At 70.4% G+C, this 18,329-nt stretch carries 11 protein-coding genes and 2 pseudogenes; 9 read left to right on the forward strand and 4 right to left on the reverse strand.

Annotation, left to right across the window (positions count from 1 at the left end):
• The first annotated feature begins 43 nt into the window (after positions 1 to 43).
• Positions 44 to 2,944 carry a vitamin B12-dependent ribonucleotide reductase gene (locus ABZT74_RS22395; protein ID WP_356437490.1) on the forward strand — a complete coding sequence of 967 codons (2,901 nt, stop codon included), beginning with the start codon at positions 44 to 46 and terminating at the stop codon, positions 2,942 to 2,944.
• A 176-nt stretch (positions 2,945 to 3,120) separates the two neighbouring features.
• Here the strand turns inward: ABZT74_RS22395 and ABZT74_RS22400 are convergent, their stop codons facing one another.
• Positions 3,121 to 3,654: a TerD family protein gene (locus tag ABZT74_RS22400; RefSeq protein ID WP_355871429.1), complete on the reverse strand. Its 534-nt coding sequence runs from the start codon at positions 3,652 to 3,654 to the stop codon at positions 3,121 to 3,123.
• A gap of 155 nt (positions 3,655 to 3,809) precedes the next feature.
• On the opposite strand from ABZT74_RS22400, the gene ABZT74_RS22405 reads away from it, so the two are divergent.
• The 4 genes from ABZT74_RS22405 (at position 3,810) to ABZT74_RS22420 (ending at position 8,536) form a co-directional block, all read left to right on the forward strand.
• Positions 3,810 to 4,415, forward strand: a complete 606-nt coding sequence (locus ABZT74_RS22405; RefSeq protein WP_355871427.1) for a YdbC family protein — start codon at positions 3,810 to 3,812, stop codon at positions 4,413 to 4,415.
• 106 nt (positions 4,416 to 4,521) lie between these two features.
• Complete coding sequence (locus ABZT74_RS22410) at positions 4,522 to 5,181, forward strand: histidine phosphatase family protein (RefSeq protein WP_355871425.1); 660 nt, start codon at positions 4,522 to 4,524, stop codon at positions 5,179 to 5,181.
• A gap of 12 nt (positions 5,182 to 5,193) precedes the next feature.
• On the forward strand, positions 5,194 to 6,093 hold the full coding sequence (locus tag ABZT74_RS22415; RefSeq protein WP_356437493.1) for an ADP-ribosylglycohydrolase family protein: 900 nt from the start codon (positions 5,194 to 5,196) through the stop codon (positions 6,091 to 6,093).
• Positions 6,094 to 7,063: 970 nt separating this feature from the next.
• Complete coding sequence (locus ABZT74_RS22420; protein WP_356165348.1) at positions 7,064 to 8,536, forward strand: DUF4173 domain-containing protein; 1,473 nt, start codon at positions 7,064 to 7,066, stop codon at positions 8,534 to 8,536.
• Between the two features lie 94 nt (positions 8,537 to 8,630).
• On the opposite strand, the pseudogene ABZT74_RS22425 reads toward ABZT74_RS22420, so the two are convergent.
• Positions 8,631 to 10,178 (reverse strand): annotated as a pseudogene (locus ABZT74_RS22425) (MFS transporter).
• Positions 10,179 to 10,444: 266 nt separating this feature from the next.
• Here ABZT74_RS22425 and ABZT74_RS22430 point away from each other — a divergent pair.
• The 3 genes from ABZT74_RS22430 to ABZT74_RS22440 all read left to right on the forward strand — a co-directional run bounded on the left by ABZT74_RS22430 (position 10,445) and on the right by ABZT74_RS22440 (position 12,560).
• Entirely contained in the window at positions 10,445 to 11,068 is a 624-nt protein-coding gene (locus ABZT74_RS22430) for a TetR/AcrR family transcriptional regulator (RefSeq protein WP_356164722.1), read from the forward strand.
• 95 nt (positions 11,069 to 11,163) lie between these two features.
• Positions 11,164 to 11,865, forward strand: a complete 702-nt coding sequence (locus ABZT74_RS22435) for a ribonuclease HII (RefSeq protein WP_356164725.1) — start codon at positions 11,164 to 11,166, stop codon at positions 11,863 to 11,865.
• Between the two features lie 68 nt (positions 11,866 to 11,933).
• Positions 11,934 to 12,560, forward strand: a complete 627-nt coding sequence (locus ABZT74_RS22440; RefSeq protein WP_356164728.1) for a hypothetical protein — start codon at positions 11,934 to 11,936, stop codon at positions 12,558 to 12,560.
• A gap of 456 nt (positions 12,561 to 13,016) precedes the next feature.
• Here ABZT74_RS22440 and ABZT74_RS22445 read toward each other — a convergent pair whose 3' ends face one another.
• Together ABZT74_RS22445 and ABZT74_RS22450 are read right to left on the reverse strand one after the other, a co-directional pair.
• A complete protein-coding gene (locus ABZT74_RS22445; RefSeq protein ID WP_356437496.1) occupies positions 13,017 to 13,649 on the reverse strand; it encodes a hypothetical protein in 633 nt (210 codons plus the stop codon).
• 224 nt (positions 13,650 to 13,873) lie between these two features.
• Positions 13,874 to 16,078 (reverse strand): RecQ family ATP-dependent DNA helicase, encoded by a 2,205-nt coding sequence (locus ABZT74_RS22450; protein WP_356437499.1) that lies wholly within the window; start codon positions 16,076 to 16,078, stop codon positions 13,874 to 13,876.
• Positions 16,079 to 16,657: 579 nt separating this feature from the next.
• Here ABZT74_RS22450 and ABZT74_RS22455 point away from each other — a divergent pair.
• Positions 16,658 to 18,064: pseudogene (locus ABZT74_RS22455) on the forward strand (DUF4192 domain-containing protein); the annotation flags it as partial.
• Positions 18,065 to 18,329: the final 265 nt, after the last annotated feature.

Here is an 18,329-nt window from a genome sequence, read left to right on the forward strand (position 1 = left end):
ACGTGGCCTTTCAGGGCGTTTTAGCCTGATACAGGGAGGCGGCATGACAGAGACGGCGAGCGGTCCGGCACGAGGATCTCGCACCAAGGGCGGGGCCAAGGCCACCAAGGGACTGCGCATCGAGCGTATTCACACGACCCCCGGCGTGCACCCGTACGACGAGGTGGAGTGGGAGCGCCGTGACGTCGTCATGACCAACTGGCGCGACGGCTCGGTCAACTTCGAGCAGCGTGGCGTCGAGTTCCCCGGCCTCTGGTCGGTGAACGCGGTCAACATCGTCACCAGCAAGTACTTCCGAGGTGCCGTCGGCACCCCGCAGCGTGAGGTGAGCCTCAAGCAGCTCATCGACCGCATCGTGAAGACGTACCGGAAGGCCGGCGAGGACTACAAGTACTTCGCGTCGCCCGCCGACGCCGAGATCTTCGAGCACGAGCTGGCCTACGCCCTCCTGCACCAGATCTTCAGCTTCAACAGCCCCGTCTGGTTCAACGTCGGGACGCCGCAGCCCCAGCAGGTCTCCGCCTGCTTCATCCTGTCCGTCGACGACTCCATGGAGTCGATCCTCGACTGGTACAAGGAAGAGGGCATGATCTTCAAGGGCGGTTCGGGCGCCGGCCTGAACCTCTCGCGCATCCGCTCCTCCAAGGAGCTCCTCTCCTCCGGCGGCAACGCCTCCGGTCCCGTCTCCTTCATGCGTGGCGCCGACGCCTCCGCGGGAACGATCAAGTCGGGCGGCGCCACCCGCCGCGCGGCCAAGATGGTCATTCTCGACGTCGACCACCCCGACATCGAGGACTTCATCCAGACCAAGGTCAAGGAAGAAGAGAAGATCCGCGCCCTGCGGGACGCGGGCTTCGACATGGACCTGGGCGGCGACGACATCACGTCCGTCCAGTACCAGAACGCCAACAACTCGGTCCGCGTGAACGACACGTTCATGAAGGCCGTCGAGGTGGGCGGCAAGTTCGGTCTCACCTCGCGCATGACCGGTGAGGTCATCGAGGAGGTCGACGCCAAGTCGCTCTTCCGCAAGATGGCCGAGGCGGCCTGGGCCTGCGCCGACCCGGGTATCCAGTACGACGACACGATCAACCAGTGGCACACGTGCCCGGAGTCCGGCCGTATCAACGGCTCGAACCCGTGCAGCGAGTACATGCACCTGGACAACACGTCCTGCAACCTCGCCTCGCTGAACCTGATGAAGTTCCTCAAGGACGACGGCAAGGGCCGCCAGTCCTTCGAGATCGAGCGCTTCGCCAAGGTCGTCGAGCTGGTCATCACCGCGATGGACATCTCCATCTGCTTCGCGGACTTCCCGACCCAGAAGATCGGCGAGAACACCCGCGCCTACCGTCAGCTGGGCATCGGCTACGCCAACCTCGGCGCCCTGCTGATGGCGACCGGCCACGCGTACGACTCCGACGGCGGCCGCGCCCTCGCCGGCGCCATCACCTCCCTGATGACGAGCACGTCGTACAAGCGCTCCGCCGAACTCGCCGCGGTCGTCGGCCCGTACGACGGCTACGCCCGCAACGCGCAGCCGCACCAGCGCGTCATGAAGCAGCACGCCGACGCCAACACGAAGGCCGTCCGCGTGGACGACCTCGACACGCCGATCTGGGCCGCCGCCACGGAGGCCTGGCAGGACGTGGTCCGCCTCGGCGAGAAGAACGGCTTCCGTAACGCGCAGGCCTCGGTCATCGCCCCGACCGGCACCATCGGTCTCGCGATGTCCTGCGACACCACCGGTCTTGAGCCCGACCTCGCGCTGGTCAAGTTCAAGAAGCTGGTCGGCGGCGGTTCGATGCAGATCGTCAACGGCACCGTGCCGCAGGCCCTGCGCCGCCTGGGTTACCAGGAGGAGCAGATCGAGGCGGTCGTCGCCCACATCGCCGAGAACGGCAATGTCGTCGACGCCCCCGGGCTCAAGCACGAGCACTACGAGGTCTTCGACTGCGCCATGGGCGAGCGTTCCATCTCCGCGATGGGCCACGTCCGCATGATGGCCGCGATCCAGCCGTGGATCTCCGGCGCGCTCTCCAAGACGGTCAACCTGCCGGAGACGGCGACCGTCGAGGACGTCGAAGAGGTCTACTTCGAGGCGTGGAAGATGGGCGTCAAGGCGCTCGCCATCTACCGCGACAACTGCAAGGTCGGCCAGCCCCTCTCCGCGAAGACCAAGGAGAAGGAGAAAGCGGCGGTTACGGCCAAGGCCGAGGAGACCATCCGTACCGCGGTCGAGAAGGTCATCGAGTACCGCCCGGTCCGCAAGCGTCTCCCCAAGGGCCGTCCCGGCATCACGACGTCCTTCACGGTGGGCGGCGCCGAGGGCTACATGACCGCCAACTCCTACCCGGACGACGGTCTCGGCGAGGTCTTCCTGAAGATGTCGAAGCAGGGATCCACCCTCGCCGGCATGATGGACGCCTTCTCGATCGCCGTCTCGGTCGGCCTCCAGTACGGCGTGCCCCTGGAGACGTACGTCTCCAAGTTCACCAACATGCGCTTCGAGCCGGCCGGCATGACGGACGACCCGGACGTGCGGATGGCGCAGTCGATCGTCGACTACATCTTCCGCCGCCTGGCGCTCGACTTCCTGCCCTTCGAGACGCGCTCCGCACTCGGCATCCACTCCGCCGAGGAGCGTCAGCGTCACCTGGAGACGGGCTCCTACGAGCACTCCGAGGACGAGGACGTCGACGTCGAGGGTCTGGCCCAGTCGGCGCCCCTCGCGCAGGAGCTGAAGGCCGTCGCCACGCCGAAGGCCGAGCCCGTGGTGGCCGTGCCCGCCCCGAAGGAGGCGCACACCAGCGCCGAACTCGTCGAGATGCAGCTGGGCATCCAGGCCGACGCCCCGCTCTGCTTCTCGTGCGGTACGAAGATGCAGCGAGCCGGTTCCTGCTACATCTGCGAGGGCTGCGGCTCGACCAGCGGTTGTAGCTGACACCGGGCGCCCAGCGGGCGCGCGTCAGCAGGTCAGGGCGGTGGAGCCGGTTTTTCGGCTCCACCGCCCTGCGGCGTTCTCGGGTTCCGGCACCCGGCAGGACGATCACCCGCTGGTGGGTCCGGTGGCGGTCTGCGGCGCGGCCTCGCTGTCCTGAGGGGCGGGACGGCGGTGCCTCACGCCTCCTGGGGGCTGCCCATGACACGCGCGAACGTCGCGGGGTCCGTGTCGAAGCCGTGGATGCCCGGGTGGAACGTCCACTCTCCGGAGTGGTCGCGCACGAACTCCCCTATGGTCGCGGCCGTCGAGCCCAGCACGTCACCGAAGTCGCCCTCGGTCAGGACGGTATAGCCCTCTCGCAGCCGGAATCCGGGGTTCAACACCCCGACGAACGTCTTCGGGCCGGTGCGCTGCTGGATGAGGACACCGACCACCACGCGCGCGTACTGGCTGTTCAGGCGATCGAGCTCCAGGGTCATGACCTCGTCCCAGCCGAAGCCCTTGCCGTCCTTGCTGTCGCGGTTCAGATAGATGGTGCCGTCCGGGGACCGGCTGTCGAAGTGCACGACATAGGCCGGATCCCCGTGCGGCGCGGACGCCGGATACGTCGCGGCGATGATGTCGAGATCGGTCGCGGGCTCGCCGACCGGACTCGGATCCCACTTGACCGCCAACTCGGCTTTGCGTATGCCTTTGTTGAGACCGTTCATCGGATCTCCCCTCCCCGTTGTCCCAGCAGTGACCTGGCCAACTGCCCCGCAGGCACGGCCGGTTGCCCATCGTGCCACGCGCGCGAGGGCGCCCGTACGGATCAACTCCGGCGGAGCGTGACCGGCGCCACGCTCGGTGGCCTTACGATGGCGCGGTGCTGGTCAAGTGGATTCGCTGCACCGTGGTCGATCGCCGCGGTTTCGAACGGGGGCAGCGAAAGTGGGCGGGACTGCCGGGGGAGCCGGGTTTCCGGGGGCAGGGCGGGGGATGGAGTACGGGACGGTCCGGCGTCGCCCACATCTTCTCCTTCTGGGAGAGCCGCGCCTTCTACGACTCGTTCATGGCCCGCTCCCACGACCGGCTGGCCGCCGCGCAGTCCGGCACGTTCAAGGACACTCAGGTCAAGCTGTTCGACTACCGCTTCGATGTGAAGACCGGCTTCGAGCCGCGCTTCACGGACGCCGACGTCGTGCGGGTGGCGCACTGCCGTGTCCATGAGGGCCGCGCCGAGCACTTCGCGCTCATGCAGGAGAAGGTGTGGAACCCCGCGATGGCCGGTTCGCCCGGCATGGTGCGCGGGCTGTTCGGCGAGGCACCCGGCAGCGAGTTCCTGGTCCTGTCCATGTGGCAGTCGTCCGCCGAGCACGGCAAGTACCGCGCGGAACGGGTGGAGAGGCTCGCCCTGCGTGCCCAGCTCGAGGCCGACGTGGCAGCCCTCGCCGGCGACATCGTGCAGCTGGAACCCGGCTGGATCGTCTGACGGCCCCCTCTCCCGTCGCGTCCCTGATGTGCGGGATCGGTGTGACCTACGCCGTATGAGCCTGTACGACTGCTCGATCCGCGCCGACACGATCTAGGGTTTTGGCATGGCACGACCACGGCGCATCGTTCTAGTCCGCCACGGCGAGTCGGTGGGCAATGCCGATGACACCGTGTACGAACGCGAGCCCGACCACGCGCTGGCGCTCACCGAGAAGGGCTGGCAACAGGCCGCCGAGACCGGTGAACGACTGCGTGAGGTCTTCGGCCGCGAGCGCGTAAGCGTTTACGTCTCCCCGTACCGGCGTACCCACGAGACGTTCCGGGCCTTCCACCTGGACCCCGGGCTCGTCCGGGTACGCGAGGAGTCACGCCTGCGCGAGCAGGACTGGGGGAACTGGCAGGACCGGGACGACGTACGTCTCCAGAAGGCCTATCGGGACGCCTACGGACACTTCTTCTACCGATTCGCGCAAGGCGAGTCCGGAGCGGACGTGTACGACCGGGTCGGCGGCTTCCTGGAGAGCCTGTACCGGAGTTTCGAGGCCCCCGACCACCCGCCGAACGTGCTCCTGGTGACCCACGGACTGGCCATGCGGCTGTTCTGCATGCGCTGGTTCCACTGGACGGTCGCCGAGTTCGAGTCGCTGTCGAACCCGGGGAACGGTGAGACGCGGATGCTCGTTCTGGGGGACGACGGCCGGTACACGCTGGACCGCCCCTTCGATCGCTGGCGTGAGCCGGAATCGTACGGATTCACCGGATAGAGTGGCAGAGCGATGATCGCTGACTCCTCTCCCGACGGCCGGCTCGACCGTGCCCTCGCCAGCCTCCGCGGACTCGCGGTGGGGGACGCGCTGGGCTCGCAGTTCTTCGTGCCCGCGAACTACCCGCTGCTCAAGCGCCGCGAACTGCCGCCCACCCCCTGGCAGTGGACCGACGACACCGAGATGGCCTGCTCCGTGGTCGCGGTCCTGGCCGCCCACCACCGCATCGACCAGGACCGGCTCGCGCAGTCCTTCGCCGAGCACCACGACTTCGACCGGGGCTACGGTCCCGCGGTCAACCGCATGCTGCGGCAGGTCCGTGACGGCGGTGACTGGCGCGAGCTGGCGTCCGCACTCTTCAAAGGCCAGGGCTCCTGGGGCAACGGCGCGGCGATGCGCATCGCCCCTCTCGGCGCCTGGTACGCCGACGACCCGGAGCAGGCGACCCACCAGGCGGAGATCTCCGCCTACACGACGCATCAGCACCGCGAGGCCGTGGTCGGCGCTATGGCCGTCGCCGCCGCCGCCGCGCTGGCCGCGGACCCGGCGGGCCCGCCCAGCGCCGAGACCTTGCTCGACGGTGTCGTCGCACTCGTACCCCGCAGTGCCGTCGGTGCCGGGCTGCGGCGCGCCCGGGACATGCTCGACTACGGCGACGCCGCGACCGTGGCCGCCGTCCTCGGCTGCGGACGGCGCACGTCGGCCCATGACACCGTCCCCTTCGCGCTCTGGTCGGCCGCCCGAGCCCTGGGTGACTACGAGAAGGGCTTCTGGGTCACCTCCCAGGTCGGCGGCGACGTGGACACGACCTGCGCCATCGTGGGCGGAGTGGTCGCCTCGGGGAAGGCGGGAGCGCCCCCGGCAGCCTGGCTGGAGGCCACGGAGGAACTGCCGGACTGGGTGCCGGCCTGAGGGCCCGCCGGGCGAGCGGCGTCCTTCGGCTCGTGGCCGCGGTCGGCCGCTGAGGGTCTCGGTCCGACGTCGAACGGCTGCCCGAGGGGCTGCGCGGTGAAGGCCGGCTGGGTGTCGAGGGCTCTGCGCGGAGACGCCCTCACGCGTGCGCGTGCGCGTGGGCCCGGGCGTCGCCCTGAAGGCTCGGGGGGTTGCCGAAACGGTGGGTCACGGGGCGGATCCCCGTGGGGAAACCACACGTCTGTCACAGGCTCGCTACAGCCCCTCGGCCACCCCCTGAGCCGCGTTGACCGTGGATAGCCTGTGCGCCACGCCGCCCGTTGATCTTGGCGGGTGTGCGCCGACGAGACACCGGTCGGCAGTCCCCGCAGCAGTGACGCGTTGAGGGCTGCCCCGAGACCGGTCGGGAGGGGGTCCCTTGTCCGACATACCGTCCACGCCGGAGCCGAGTGACGAGGCATCGGCGACACGCAGGAGCCCTGAAGGGGGCAAGGAGCGTCCGAAGGTCACGGAGCCGGGGGGTGCGGCCGGTCCGGCCGCACCGGGACCGGCGGTTCCGAGTGCCGTTTCCGGCGTAGAAGGGGAAACCCAGGGTCCGGAGGGCGGGGAGGCCGCCGGCAAGGGCCGACCAGGGGCCGCGAGCGAGTCCGGGAGTGTGGACGAGCCGAGCGTCGCCGAAGAGGGCGGTGCCGCGGACGAACCCGATCCCGTGGCTGCCCGCAAGGAAACGACGGCCGACCGTGGTGCTGGTGCTGGTGCTGGTGCTGGTGCCGGGTCTGGTGCCGGGTCTGGGTCCGGGGCGGGCTCGGGTACCGGTGGCCCGTCCGGTGCGGGCTCGGCCGCCGGTGTCGGGGGTGGCACCCCGGAGCAGGGTGCCCGAGTGGGGGCCGGTGGGGTGGTGCCCCGGGCGCGTGCGGACCGGGAGATCCATGGAAGCGGCAGCTGGGCGACTCCACCGCCCGCCTCGCTGCTGGCCGGCCTGCAGGCCGCTTCGCCCGCGCCCGTCCGGACGGCCACGTTGTGGGCCGTGCTCGCGACCGGCGTGCTGAGCATGCTGCTCCTCGACGACGGTCTGGCGATCAACCTGCTGCTGGTCGCCGTCCCCGCGGCGCTCGCCGCCTATTTCGCCGGCCGGGCCGCGGGACGGCGCACGCGCGCGTGGAGCCTGGTCTGGGCCGTGGGAGGCCTCGGCCTGCTGATCGTGCCCGCACTGCGGGACGCGGACTGGCCGTCGTTCCTCGCGGTGATGACCGCGCTCGCGCTGGGCTCCCTTGCGCTGAACGGTGGACGCACCTGGGCCGCGGTCCTCCTGAGCCCCATCGGCGTCTTCAACGCCCTTGTCCCCGGGCCCGTCTGGGGCTGGCGTGGGCTGCGGGAACGTTTCGGTGGCGCCCGGCGCAGTGTGGGGGTCGGACTGCGCGCGCTCGTGGTGACCGCGGTCCTGTTGCTGGTCTTCGGCGCGCTGTTCGCCGGGGCCGACTCCGCCTTCGCGAGTCTGCTCGGGGACCTCATGCCGGACGCCTCCGTCACCGGGGGGCCTTGGCGTGTGGTGCTGCTGGCGTTCGGCCTGGTCGGAGCACTGGCGGTGGCCCACACGGCGGCCGCGCCGGCGCGGTGGGACCGGGTCGCGGTGCCCGCCGGGCGTCCTCGGAACCGCGTCGAGTGGGCCGTGCCGCTGACCCTGCTGGTCCTGCTGTTCGCCGCCTTCAACGCGGTCCAGCTCGCCGTACTGTTCGGCGGCTACGACGCCGTACTGGAGAAGACCGGCCAGACCTACGCCGAGTACGCACGCCAGGGCTTCTGGCAGTTGCTGCTCGTCACGCTGCTCACCCTGCTGGTCGTCGTGGTCGCGCTGCGCTGGGCGCCCCGGGACGGCGCGGCCGACCGCAAACTGGTCCGCGGTGTCCTGGGAACTCTCTGCGCGCTGGCGCTCGTTGTCGTGGCATCCGCTGTGCGACGTATGGACATGTATGTGGAGGCCTATGGGCTCACGCGGCTGAGGGTGTCGGTGGTCGCCGGCGAGCTCTGGCTCGGGCTCGTCATCGTGCTCATCATGGCGGCCGGTGTGTGGGGCGCGCGTTGGCTTCCCCGCGCTGTCGCGGCCAGTGCGGCGGCCGGTGTGCTCGCGTTCGGACTGATGTCGCCCGACAGCCTGATCGCCGAGCGGAACGTCCAACGGTACGAGGACACACAGAAGTTCGACCTCGACTATGCGCGGGGCCTTTCGGCGGACGCCGTCCCCGCCCTGGACAAGCTGAAGGAACCGATGCGGTCGTGCGCGCTGCGCATGATCGCCGCTGACCTGGGAGGGGATGATCGGCCCTGGTACGCGACCAGTTGGGGTGAGGCCCGGGCGCGCGACATACTCCGCGACCGTCCGCTGTCCGGCTCCGCGGACTGGAGCCTGTGCAGCCGCATCGGGGACGACGTCATGTACCGCTGAGTCCCGCCCCGCGGTGCTTCGTACAGCGGAAGGCCGGGCCGTGGCCATCGACGTCGGTCCCTGGGACCCCGGCCCGGCCTCCGCGGTACGGCGCTCAGCCCGCGACCGGACCCGGTGTCCCGGAGAGCGCCTCAAGGTCACTCTTGCGGACCCTGATCACCAGCGTGGCGACGAGCAGGGCGAGCAGGCCCATCGCGGCTGCCGGTACGAAGGCGGTCGAGATGCCCTGGGCCAGCACGTCGTGACTCCAGGGGGAGGGCAGTTGGTGTGTCCTGGCGAACTCGGCCGTCTGTCCGGGCGAAGCGTCCGCCAGGAACTTCGGGACCTGTTTCTGTGCCTCGTCACGACTGGCCGTGCCGAAGACCGTGGTGAGGATGGAGAGGCCGAGGGAACCGCCGACCTGCTGGGTGACGTTGAGCAGACCGGAGGCGGCACCTGCCTCGTGCTGGGCGACACCGGCGACCGCGGTCACCGTCAGTGTCACGAAGTTCAGACCCATGCCGAAGCCGAACAGCAGCATCGGGCCGAGGACCCCGCCGAGGTAGGAGTCGTCCGGACTGATGAAGGTGAGCCAGCCGAGGCCGAGGGTGACCAGGGCCGAGCCGGTGATCATGAAGGGCTTGGGGCCGAGCACCGGCAGGAACCGCTGGGACAGACCCGCGCCGATGGCGATCGCCACGGTCACCGGCAGGAAGGCGACACCGGCCGAGATCGGGCTGTACCCCAGCACGTTCTGCACGAAGAGCACGATGTAGAAGAACATGCCGAACATCGCGGCGGCCAGGCTCAGCATGATCAGGTACGTGCCGGAGCGGTTGCGGTCGGCGAACATCCGCAGCGGCGTGATGGGTTCCTTGGCCCGCGTCTCGATGGCCGCGAAGGCCACCAGCAGGACCACGGCCGCGGTGAACGAACCGATCGTGAGACTGTCCTTCCAGCCGTCCTCGGCGGCGCGGATGAAGCCGTACACCAGGGACGCCATGCCGGCCGTGGACGTGAGCGCACCCGCGATGTCGAAACGTCCCGGATGGCGTTCGGACTCGTTGATGTACATCGGCGCGAGCACGGCGATCAGGATGCCGATGGGTACGTTGACGAAGAGGACCCACCGCCAGTCGAGCTACTCCGTGAGCATGCCGCCGGCGAGCAGGCCGATGGCGCCACCGCCGGCCGAGACCGTCGCGAAGACGGCGAACGCCCGGTTCCGCTCCGGTCCCTCCGGGAAGGTGGTGGTGATCAGGGCCAGCGAGGTCGGCGACGCGATCGCGCCGCCGACGCCCTGCAGGGCCCGCGCCGCAAGCAACTGCCAGGGCTCCTGGGCGAGTCCGCCGAGCAGCGAGGCGAACGTGAACAGCAGGATGCCGGCCATGAAGACCCGGCGCCGGCCGAGGATGTCACCGGCTCGTGCGCCGAGCAGCAGCAGACCGCCGAAGGTCAGGGTGTACGAGCTGACCACCCATGTCAGATCCGTGGTACTGAACTTGAGCGCGTCTTGAATGTGCGGGAGCGCGATGTTCACAATCGTCGCGTCGAGTACCACCATGAGTTGGCAGGCCGCGATGACGGTGAGCGCGATGCCGGGATGTCCTTCCCGGCGGGCCGCACCTGGTTTGGTGTCCTGAGTCAACTGAGAGGTCGTCACTATGGTTCCCCCACAAGTGCGTTAGTGAACGCTCGCGTTCACTGTCGCGTCAACGGTAGTGAGTCCCCGACAGTGAACGCAAGCGTTCAGTGGGTCGCCGTCCGAAGATGTGGAGCCGGATCGCCGCTCCCCGCGAACGGTTCGCTCGCGAGCCGCCCGCCCCGATCCGACACCCCAGCGCCCGCACCACGCCGAACAGACATCTCATTGCTCGCACCGCCCCGATGTCCGCTCCCCGCACACCCCCGCACAACGGAGACACTCTGATGGTTACTTCGCCTTGGACGGCCGCCCCCGCTCAGGCGCCCTCCCCGCGCCGGCGCGGTGCCGTGCTCGAGCGCGCGATCCTTGAGGCTGCCCTGGAACAGCTCGGCACGGTCGGCTGGAACGGCCTCACGATGGAGGGTGTCGCCGCCCGCGCCCAGACCGGGAAGGCTGCGGTCTACCGCCGCTGGCCCTCCAAGGAGGACCTGGTCGCCGACGCGCTCCAGGCGGGCCTGCCGACCCTGACCGAGGCGCCCGACCTCGGCAGTGTCCGGGAGGACCTCCTCGAGCTGTGCCGCCGGGTGCGTGAGGCGATGTTCTCGCGGCCGGGCTTCGCGCTGCGATCGGTCCTTCACGAATGCGACGTCACCCAGGCGGAGCGCTTCAACCGGGTGATCCTCGGCGGGGTCGTGGAACCCACCATGCGTTTGCTCCGGGATGTCATTCACCGTGGGATCAACCGTGGTGAGGTCCGGCCCGACGCTGCCAACCCGTACGTCTTCGACGCCATCCCGGCGATGATGATGTACCGGTCCAAGGTGTGCGCGAGCGAATGGAGCGATCAGGATCTGCAGGAGATGATCGACCAGCTGATGGTCCCGCTGCTGCGCGGCGGAGCGGCCTGACCGGAGTCACCCGACCGCTGCCGCCGCGGGCAGCTCGCCCGCTCGGGCGGCCTGGGTGTCGCGGCGGCCTCCGGGCGGCGTAGTCTGAGGACGCCATGCCGTACGAACCCCCCACCCACACCGTCGAGCGCTCCCTCCGCGCCACGACCGGAGCCAAGGTCATCGCCGGTGTCGACGAGGTGGGCCGCGGTGCCTGGGCCGGCCCCGTCACCGTCTGCGCCGCCGTCACCGGTCTGCGCCGTGCACCCGAGGGCCTCACCGACTCCAAGCTCCTGACCGTGAAGCGCCGCACCGCGCTCGCCGTGGAGTTGGAGAAGTGGGTGACGTCCTACGCGCTCGGGCACGCCTCCCACGAGGAAATCGACCAGCTGGGTATGACGGCCGCTCTGCGCCTCGCGGCCGTGCGCGCCCTGGAGACCTTGCCGGTCCGCCCGGACGCGGTCATCCTCGACGGGAAGCACGACTATCTCGGCGCTCCCTGGAAGGTTCGTACGGTGATCAAGGGCGACCAGTCCTGCATCTCTGTCGCGGCCGCGTCGGTGATCGCCAAGGTTCAGCGCGACAAAATGATGGCCGAACTGGGCATCGAACATGCAGACTTCGGTTTTGCGGCCAACGCGGGTTACCCGTCGCCGGTCCACAAGGCCGCGCTGGAGGAGCGGGGCCCCACCCCGTACCACCGGTTGTCGTGGGCGTATCTTGATGCGCTGCCCCAGTGGCGGCATCTCAAGAAAGCCCGCAGCTGGGCGGACGGAAACGTTCCGGAGATCGAGGGTCAGCTCGGCTTCGATTTCTGACGATTCTGTTCGCACTCATGTCCCACCCGCCGACGCCCATCGCATCGGCGTTTGATAAGTATCAGCTCATGCCTCTCATTCCCGAGGAGCCTCAGATTCACGAGAGTGCCCAGGGTCCCCGCGTCACCCCGGCCAGCAGCCGCACCGCGCCGACCCCTCGCCCTGTACCCGGTCCCCGTCCCGTGGCTCCGCCGCGTCCCGGCCGTCCGGGTCCTGTCCGGCCCATGCCGGCCCAACGCACCGTGCGCGAGCCGGTCGTGGCCGCTACGGGGCCGTCCGCCAAGGCTGCGGCACCCGCTGCCGCCGCTCCGCAGCTCCAGCTCATCCCGGCCTCGGCCGAGGGCGCGCTGGACGCCGCCGAAGAAGCCGTCGACCTGCTGTTGGACTCGGGCCGCGCTCCCGGAGAGGTGCTGGTGATCACCACCGGCGACCTCCACCCGTGGGCCGCGCACGAGCTTTCCTTCGGTGAGGTCGCCTACTGGGCGCAGCACGAGGCGGGTGACGACGTCTTCTATGCCGACGCCGCGGCTGTCGGCCGTGCCGCGTCGCGCCCTGTGGTCGTGGTCGCCGTCAACGGTGGTTCCGCCGAGGCTGTCGCCTCGGGCCTGCCGCTGGCCCGCGGCCGGGCCGGTGCCCTGCTGATCGTCTGCGGTGAGCCGCAGCAGATCAACTCGGTCCTGGGCGCAGGCGTCTGATCGCGTTCCGGACCTCGTCCGGAACGCGACCGCGGGACGTCGAAGGTGCTGCCGCGGCGGCACTCGCACGGAGGTCGCTTCGTCCTACCCGCACGGCCCCCTGTGCTCTGACGTGAGATGTGCGGGGCTGACGTGCGTCGCCAGGGGTGGCATGCTCATGCCACCCCTCTTTGGCGAACCCGGATCCGTTGCGGCGATCACCGGGTCCTTCTGCGGTCCCCTGGTCCGGTGGGGTGTGCGTCCTGAGTCCTGTTCGGCGGTGGGGTGTGCCGATGGGCCGGGGTGCTGTCTGCCCCTGATCGATCCGCAGGACCGGCAGGACGGTCGGATCAGCGCACCGCCCGCCCGTCCGGTCGGGACTTGCGCTTGAGCGGCGTGGCAGCCCGCCTTCCCCCTGGGGCGGGCTGGTGGTGAGCCGACGTCGGAGTCGGTCGGTGAACCACGCTGTGCTGCGGCTCAGCGCGCTGCGGCCCGGCGCAGTACCTCCGACGCCGCCCCTCCGGTACGGGGCGGCGGCGACAGCGCCTCGCCCGTGAAGAACTCCGGCGATGAGTCCGTGTTGGGCCGGCGTCCGCCACGCCCCTCGCCGAGAACCTGCCAGCCGTCACGCGTGAGGGTGATGTACGCGCCGCAGCGCAGCCCGTGAAGTGTGCAGGCGTCCCTCAGCCCCCACATCCACGCCCCGTCCTCCTCGGTCCAACGCGCGTCGCCGTCCCGGCAGTACAGCAGCACGGCCGTACGTACCGGGGAACGGCGCCGAAGGTCGTGCGGAATGACCTTGCGCAACTGCGCGAGCAGCGCGTTACGGAACATCCAGCCGTCCGCCGGGGCCGATCGCCGCGTGAACGACGCGCTCGCCAGCAGTCGTTCGTCCGGATCGAGGACCGCCACGACCGCCGTCGCCGGTTTCGGCCGGTGCCGGGCATGCAGCCCGCTGACGACCTCACGGGGATTGCGCAGCAGTGGAATTCCGGCCGAGGCCCATTCGGCGGGTTCGAGCATGCGGGCCAGTGGGTTGGCGGAAGCGGCAGACAGGTCGGGAGACGTCGACATGGATGCCGCCGAGGACGGAGCGAATCCGAAGGTCACGGTCCTCCCTTCGGCTACGCGCCCAGACTGCGGGCGGGGTCGGACTTGGGGGATGCGCACGCCGCAGCAGAGCCCTACCGGACCACGGGCGAACCGAGCGGGGAGCGGACTCCAATTCTTCCTGTCGAACTGGGTTGCGGCAACGAGCAATTGGGGCCACGGACCGTTTTCTGGCGATTGGCCGCCTATATACCTGCCCGGTGTTCAGCCCGGGGACACGCGGGTCACGCTTGCACGGCGAGGACCAGCGGCAACACTCCCTGGGCCCCGGCTCTGCGCAGCATCCGCGCGGCCACGGCGAGTGTCCAGCCCGTCTCCGTGGCGTCGTCCACCAGCAGGATCGGACCCGCGGCTTCCTTCAGCGCGGCGGCCAGCTCCGGCGGCACCGACAACGCCCCGTCCAGTGCCTTCAACCGCTGAGCGCTGTTGCTCCGGGAGATGTGCGCGCCGTCGCCGACGTACTCCACGGATCCCAGGAGAGGGAGGCGGCCGATCTCCGCGATGCCGGCGCCGAGCGACCGGATCAGCTGTGGCCGTGAGCGGGACGCCACGGTCACGACGCCGACCGGGCGGGGCTGCGCGTCGGGCTGCCCGGAGGACCAGCCGCCCGGGCCCTTCGCCCAGTCGGCCAGGACGCCGACCACCGCCTTGGCGACGTCGTCCGGCACCGGGCCGTCCGGTGCCTGCGGCGCGAGCAGGGGGCGCAGCCGGTTGCCCCAGCCGATGTCCGACAGTCGTCCGAGAGCCCGCCCCGGGGAGGCCTGTTCGCCGGCCGGGATGCGCCCCTTCAGATCGACGCCGACCGCGGGCAGTCCGGTCGGCCACATCTTGCGGGGCTCGACATCGACGCCCGCGCGCCCGAGTTCCCCGTTCGCTGCGTCCAGGGCGGCGGAGGACACGGATGCCTGGAACCTGGCGCCCGCGCAGTTGTCGCAACGCCCGCACGGTGCGGCTCCCTCGTCGTCCAGCTGCAGCCGCAGGAACTCCATACGGCAGTCGGTCGTCGAGACGTAGTCCCGCATCGCCTGCTGTTCGGCGGCGCGCTGCTTGGCGACCCAGGCATAGCGCTCGGTGTCGTACGTCCAAGGCGTCCCCGTGGAGATCCAGCCGCCCTTGACCCGGTGCACGGCGCCGTCCACGTCGAGCACCTTGAGCATGGTCTCCAGACGGGACCTGCGCAGGTCCACCAGCGGTTCCAGCGCGGGCAGCGAGAGCGGACGCCCGGCCTGTGCCAGCACGTCCAGTGTGCGCCGCACCTGCTCCTCGGGTGGGAAGGCGATCGAGGCGAAGTACTCCCAGATCGCCTGGTCCTCCTTGCCCGGCAGGAGTAGCACCTCCGCGTGCTCGACGCCACGGCCCGCGCGGCCGACCTGCTGGTAGTAGGCGATGGGGGAGGAGGGGGAGCCGAGGTGGACCACGAATCCCAGGTCGGGCTTGTCGAAGCCCATCCCGAGCGCCGATGTGGCGACCAGGGCCTTGACGCGGTTGGCGAGCAGATCCTCCTCGGCCTGCTGGCGGTCCGCGTTCTCCGTCTTCCCGGTGTACGACGTCACGGTGTAGCCGCTCTGACGCAGGAACGCGGTGACCTCCTCGGCGGCGGCCACCGTGAGGGTGTAGATGATGCCGGAGCCCGGCAGATCGCCGAGATGCTCGGCGAGCCAGCCCATCCGGTGCGCGGCGTCGGGCAGCCGCAGCACGTTCAGGCTCAGACTCTCCCGGTCCAGTGGGCCGCGCAGGACCAGTGCGTCGGTGCTGCCCCCGGTGCCGAGCTGTTCGGCGACGTCGGCCGTCACGCGCGCGTTGGCCGTCGCGGTGGTCGCCAGGACCGGGACGCCGGGCGGCAGGTCGGCGAGCATGGTGCGCAGGCGGCGGTAGTCCGGCCGGAAGTCATGGCCCCAGTCGGAGATGCAGTGCGCTTCGTCGACCACCAGGAGGCCTGTGGCAGCGGCCAGCTTGGGCAGCACCTGGTCGCGGAAGTCGGGGTTGTTGAGCCGCTCCGGACTCACCAGCAGGACGTCGACCTCGCTCGCCGCCACCTCGGCCTGGATGGTCTCCCAGTCCTCCGTGTTGGAGGAGTTGATCGTCCGCGCGCGGATGCCGGCACGGGCGGCCGCCTCCACCTGGTTGCGCATGAGCGCGAGAAGCGGAGAGACGATCACGGTGGGGCCGGCGCCCCGCTCGCGCAGCAGTGCGGTCGCGACGAAGTACACCGCGGACTTGCCCCAGCCGGTGCGCTGCACGACCAGTGCTCTGCGCTTGTCGGCCACCAGCGCCTCGATGGCGAGCCACTGATCCTCGCGCAGGCGCGCCTCGCCCTCCCGGGCACCGACGAGCCGGGCCAGGACGGTGTCGGCCGATGCCCGCAGTTCTTCGCGGGCGGCGCCTGGTGCGATGTCAGTGGCCGGGGGGCGCGGGTCTTCGTTGGTCATGGCCCCATGCAACCCGATGGGTCGGACAAACCGCGAACGAGCCGCCTACCTGTGGACAACCTTTGGCGTGATCATGGCCGTGGTTATCCACAGGTCAAACCGGAATTCTGTGATCCGCGAGATGGTCACCGCATGACGAATCACGACGAAGCGCCCGACATGTCCGGTGACGAGAACGGCAGCAGGATCGGCGCACTGGGCGCCGGCCGCACGCACCCCCAGCCGACCGGGGACGACACGCACGGCGGCCGGAGCCGGGCGCGTCACCGAAGGGCATCCGGTGGTTGGAGCGTCCCGCGTGGTCGATCGGACTCCGAAGGCTCCGCTCCGCCCGGGCAACACGCTGGACGCCCCGCGAACGCCGGCGGTACCGGTGGTTCCGGAGCAGAGCGCCAGGGAGGTGCGGGCCAGGCCGCTGGAGACTGTCACGCGGAAGGTCTGCCGAGCGTGGGTGAGGCGGGAAAGCCGACTGACGCTGAGGTCGCGGGAAGGCCGATGATTCCCGGCGGACCGACAGCCCCGGGCACGCCGGTGCGCCCCGATACGGATGCTGCAGGTGGGGAACACGAGGTCACGCATCAGGTGACCTTGCGGACCCCGGCGGAGCTGGCCGACGCGCTGCCCTATCTCCTGGGGTACCGCCCCGAGGACAGCATCGTGCTGGTCGCGCTGCACGACCGGGAGCGGCGGGGCCGGTTCGGTGGCCGGGCCCGCCTCGGAATCCCCGCGCACGCCGAGGACTGGGCGTCCGCCTCCGACCAGTTGGCGCAGGGACTGATCAAGGGGAGCGAGCGCCGCGGAGCCCGGCCCGAGAGCATGGTCGCCTACCTCTGTCAGGACCCCGGAGCCGGTGAGTCGGGGCGGGACGTCATGGAACGGCTTCGCCCGCTCGCACAGTTGCTGCGCACGGCCTGTGGACGTCTCGACGTTCCGGTGATCGAGGCACTCTGCATCTCCGACGGCCGTTTCTGGTCGTACACCTGCCCCGGCCAAGGGTGCTGTCCTCCGGAAGGCTCGTCGATGGGACTTCCCGGCACGTCCGTGCTGGCCGCGGCCGCCACCTACGCCGGTCTACAGGTGCGCGGTTCCCTGCGGGAGCTGACGGCCAGGCTCACTCCTTGGGAGACGACCGCCGCGCCGGGCCAGGAGGTCGCCCTCGATACCGCCAGCATGGCTCTCGTGCCGAGGATCCTGGAGGACGCCGGCCGCGCCGAGGTGGCCGAGGAGGCCCTGACGCTGGCCCGGCGGATCAGGGACCGACTGGCGGCCGCCCCCTCCGTACCCGGGATGCGTCCGGCCGACCTGCGTGACGACGGACTCCTGGAGGACGAGGAGGCCGCCACACTGATCCTCGCTCTTCAGGACCGCACGACACGCGACCGCGCCGCGGAGTGGATGGAGGGCGACGAAGCGGGCTCGGCGCTGCGTCTGTGGCGAGCGCTGGCCCGCCGCTGTGTCGGCCCCTACCGCGAGCACGCCGCCGCACCTCTCAGCCTCGCCGGATGGGTCGCATGGTCCACCGGCGACGAACTGGAGGCACGAGAGGCGCTCGCCATGGCCCTCGGCTCCGACCCCGACTACCTGTTCGCCCGTCTCCTCCATCAGGCATGCAACGAAGGGCTGGATCCGGAGTCCATCCGCCGCTGCCTGCGCGGGGAACGGACCGGTCGTGGCCCGGTGCCCGAGCAAAAGGACTCCGATTCCGATGGGTCCCTTTCCCCGACGGACCCGGGCGCGAAGTCCGACGGGCCTTGCGCGCCTGCCGCGCCACCCGCGTCCCGGCGCCGTCGGCGGGCCCGTACGAGCGTGAACGGCGGTGCCCGTCCGGCCCGGCGCGGACCTGGGGCGGCGGGTGGCCAGGTCAGTCGTCCGGTCAGCGAGTCCTCCCGGGTCCAGGACCGGCCGGGCCGATCCGGAGAAAGGGCGGACGCGCACCCGCACACGTCGGGTGACGGTGGCGGGCGGCGCGGCGAGGAGGACGGGTGAGCCGCAAACCCGCGGAGTGGAGGAGAGCGCGCCTTCGAGAATCGGGACGGGGACCGGCCCCGCGCACAGCCGGGGTGGCTTGGGGCGCCGTCGGGGGTGAGTACCCCTCGGCGGTCGGGGCCACCTCGGGTCGACCTGTGGAGCTGACGGCGATGCGACCGCCGGTGGCGGCCGAGGGTTTCGTCCGGCGCCCCGCCCGCCGCCATTCGGTCGGCTTGGCGGGGCGAGAGCGTGACCCCGGACGGGGCTGCCCCGTTCACCTGAG

It is taken from the genome of Streptomyces sp. NPDC005302 (assembly GCF_040607345.1).
Lineage (GTDB): Bacteria > Actinomycetota > Actinomycetes > Streptomycetales > Streptomycetaceae > Streptomyces.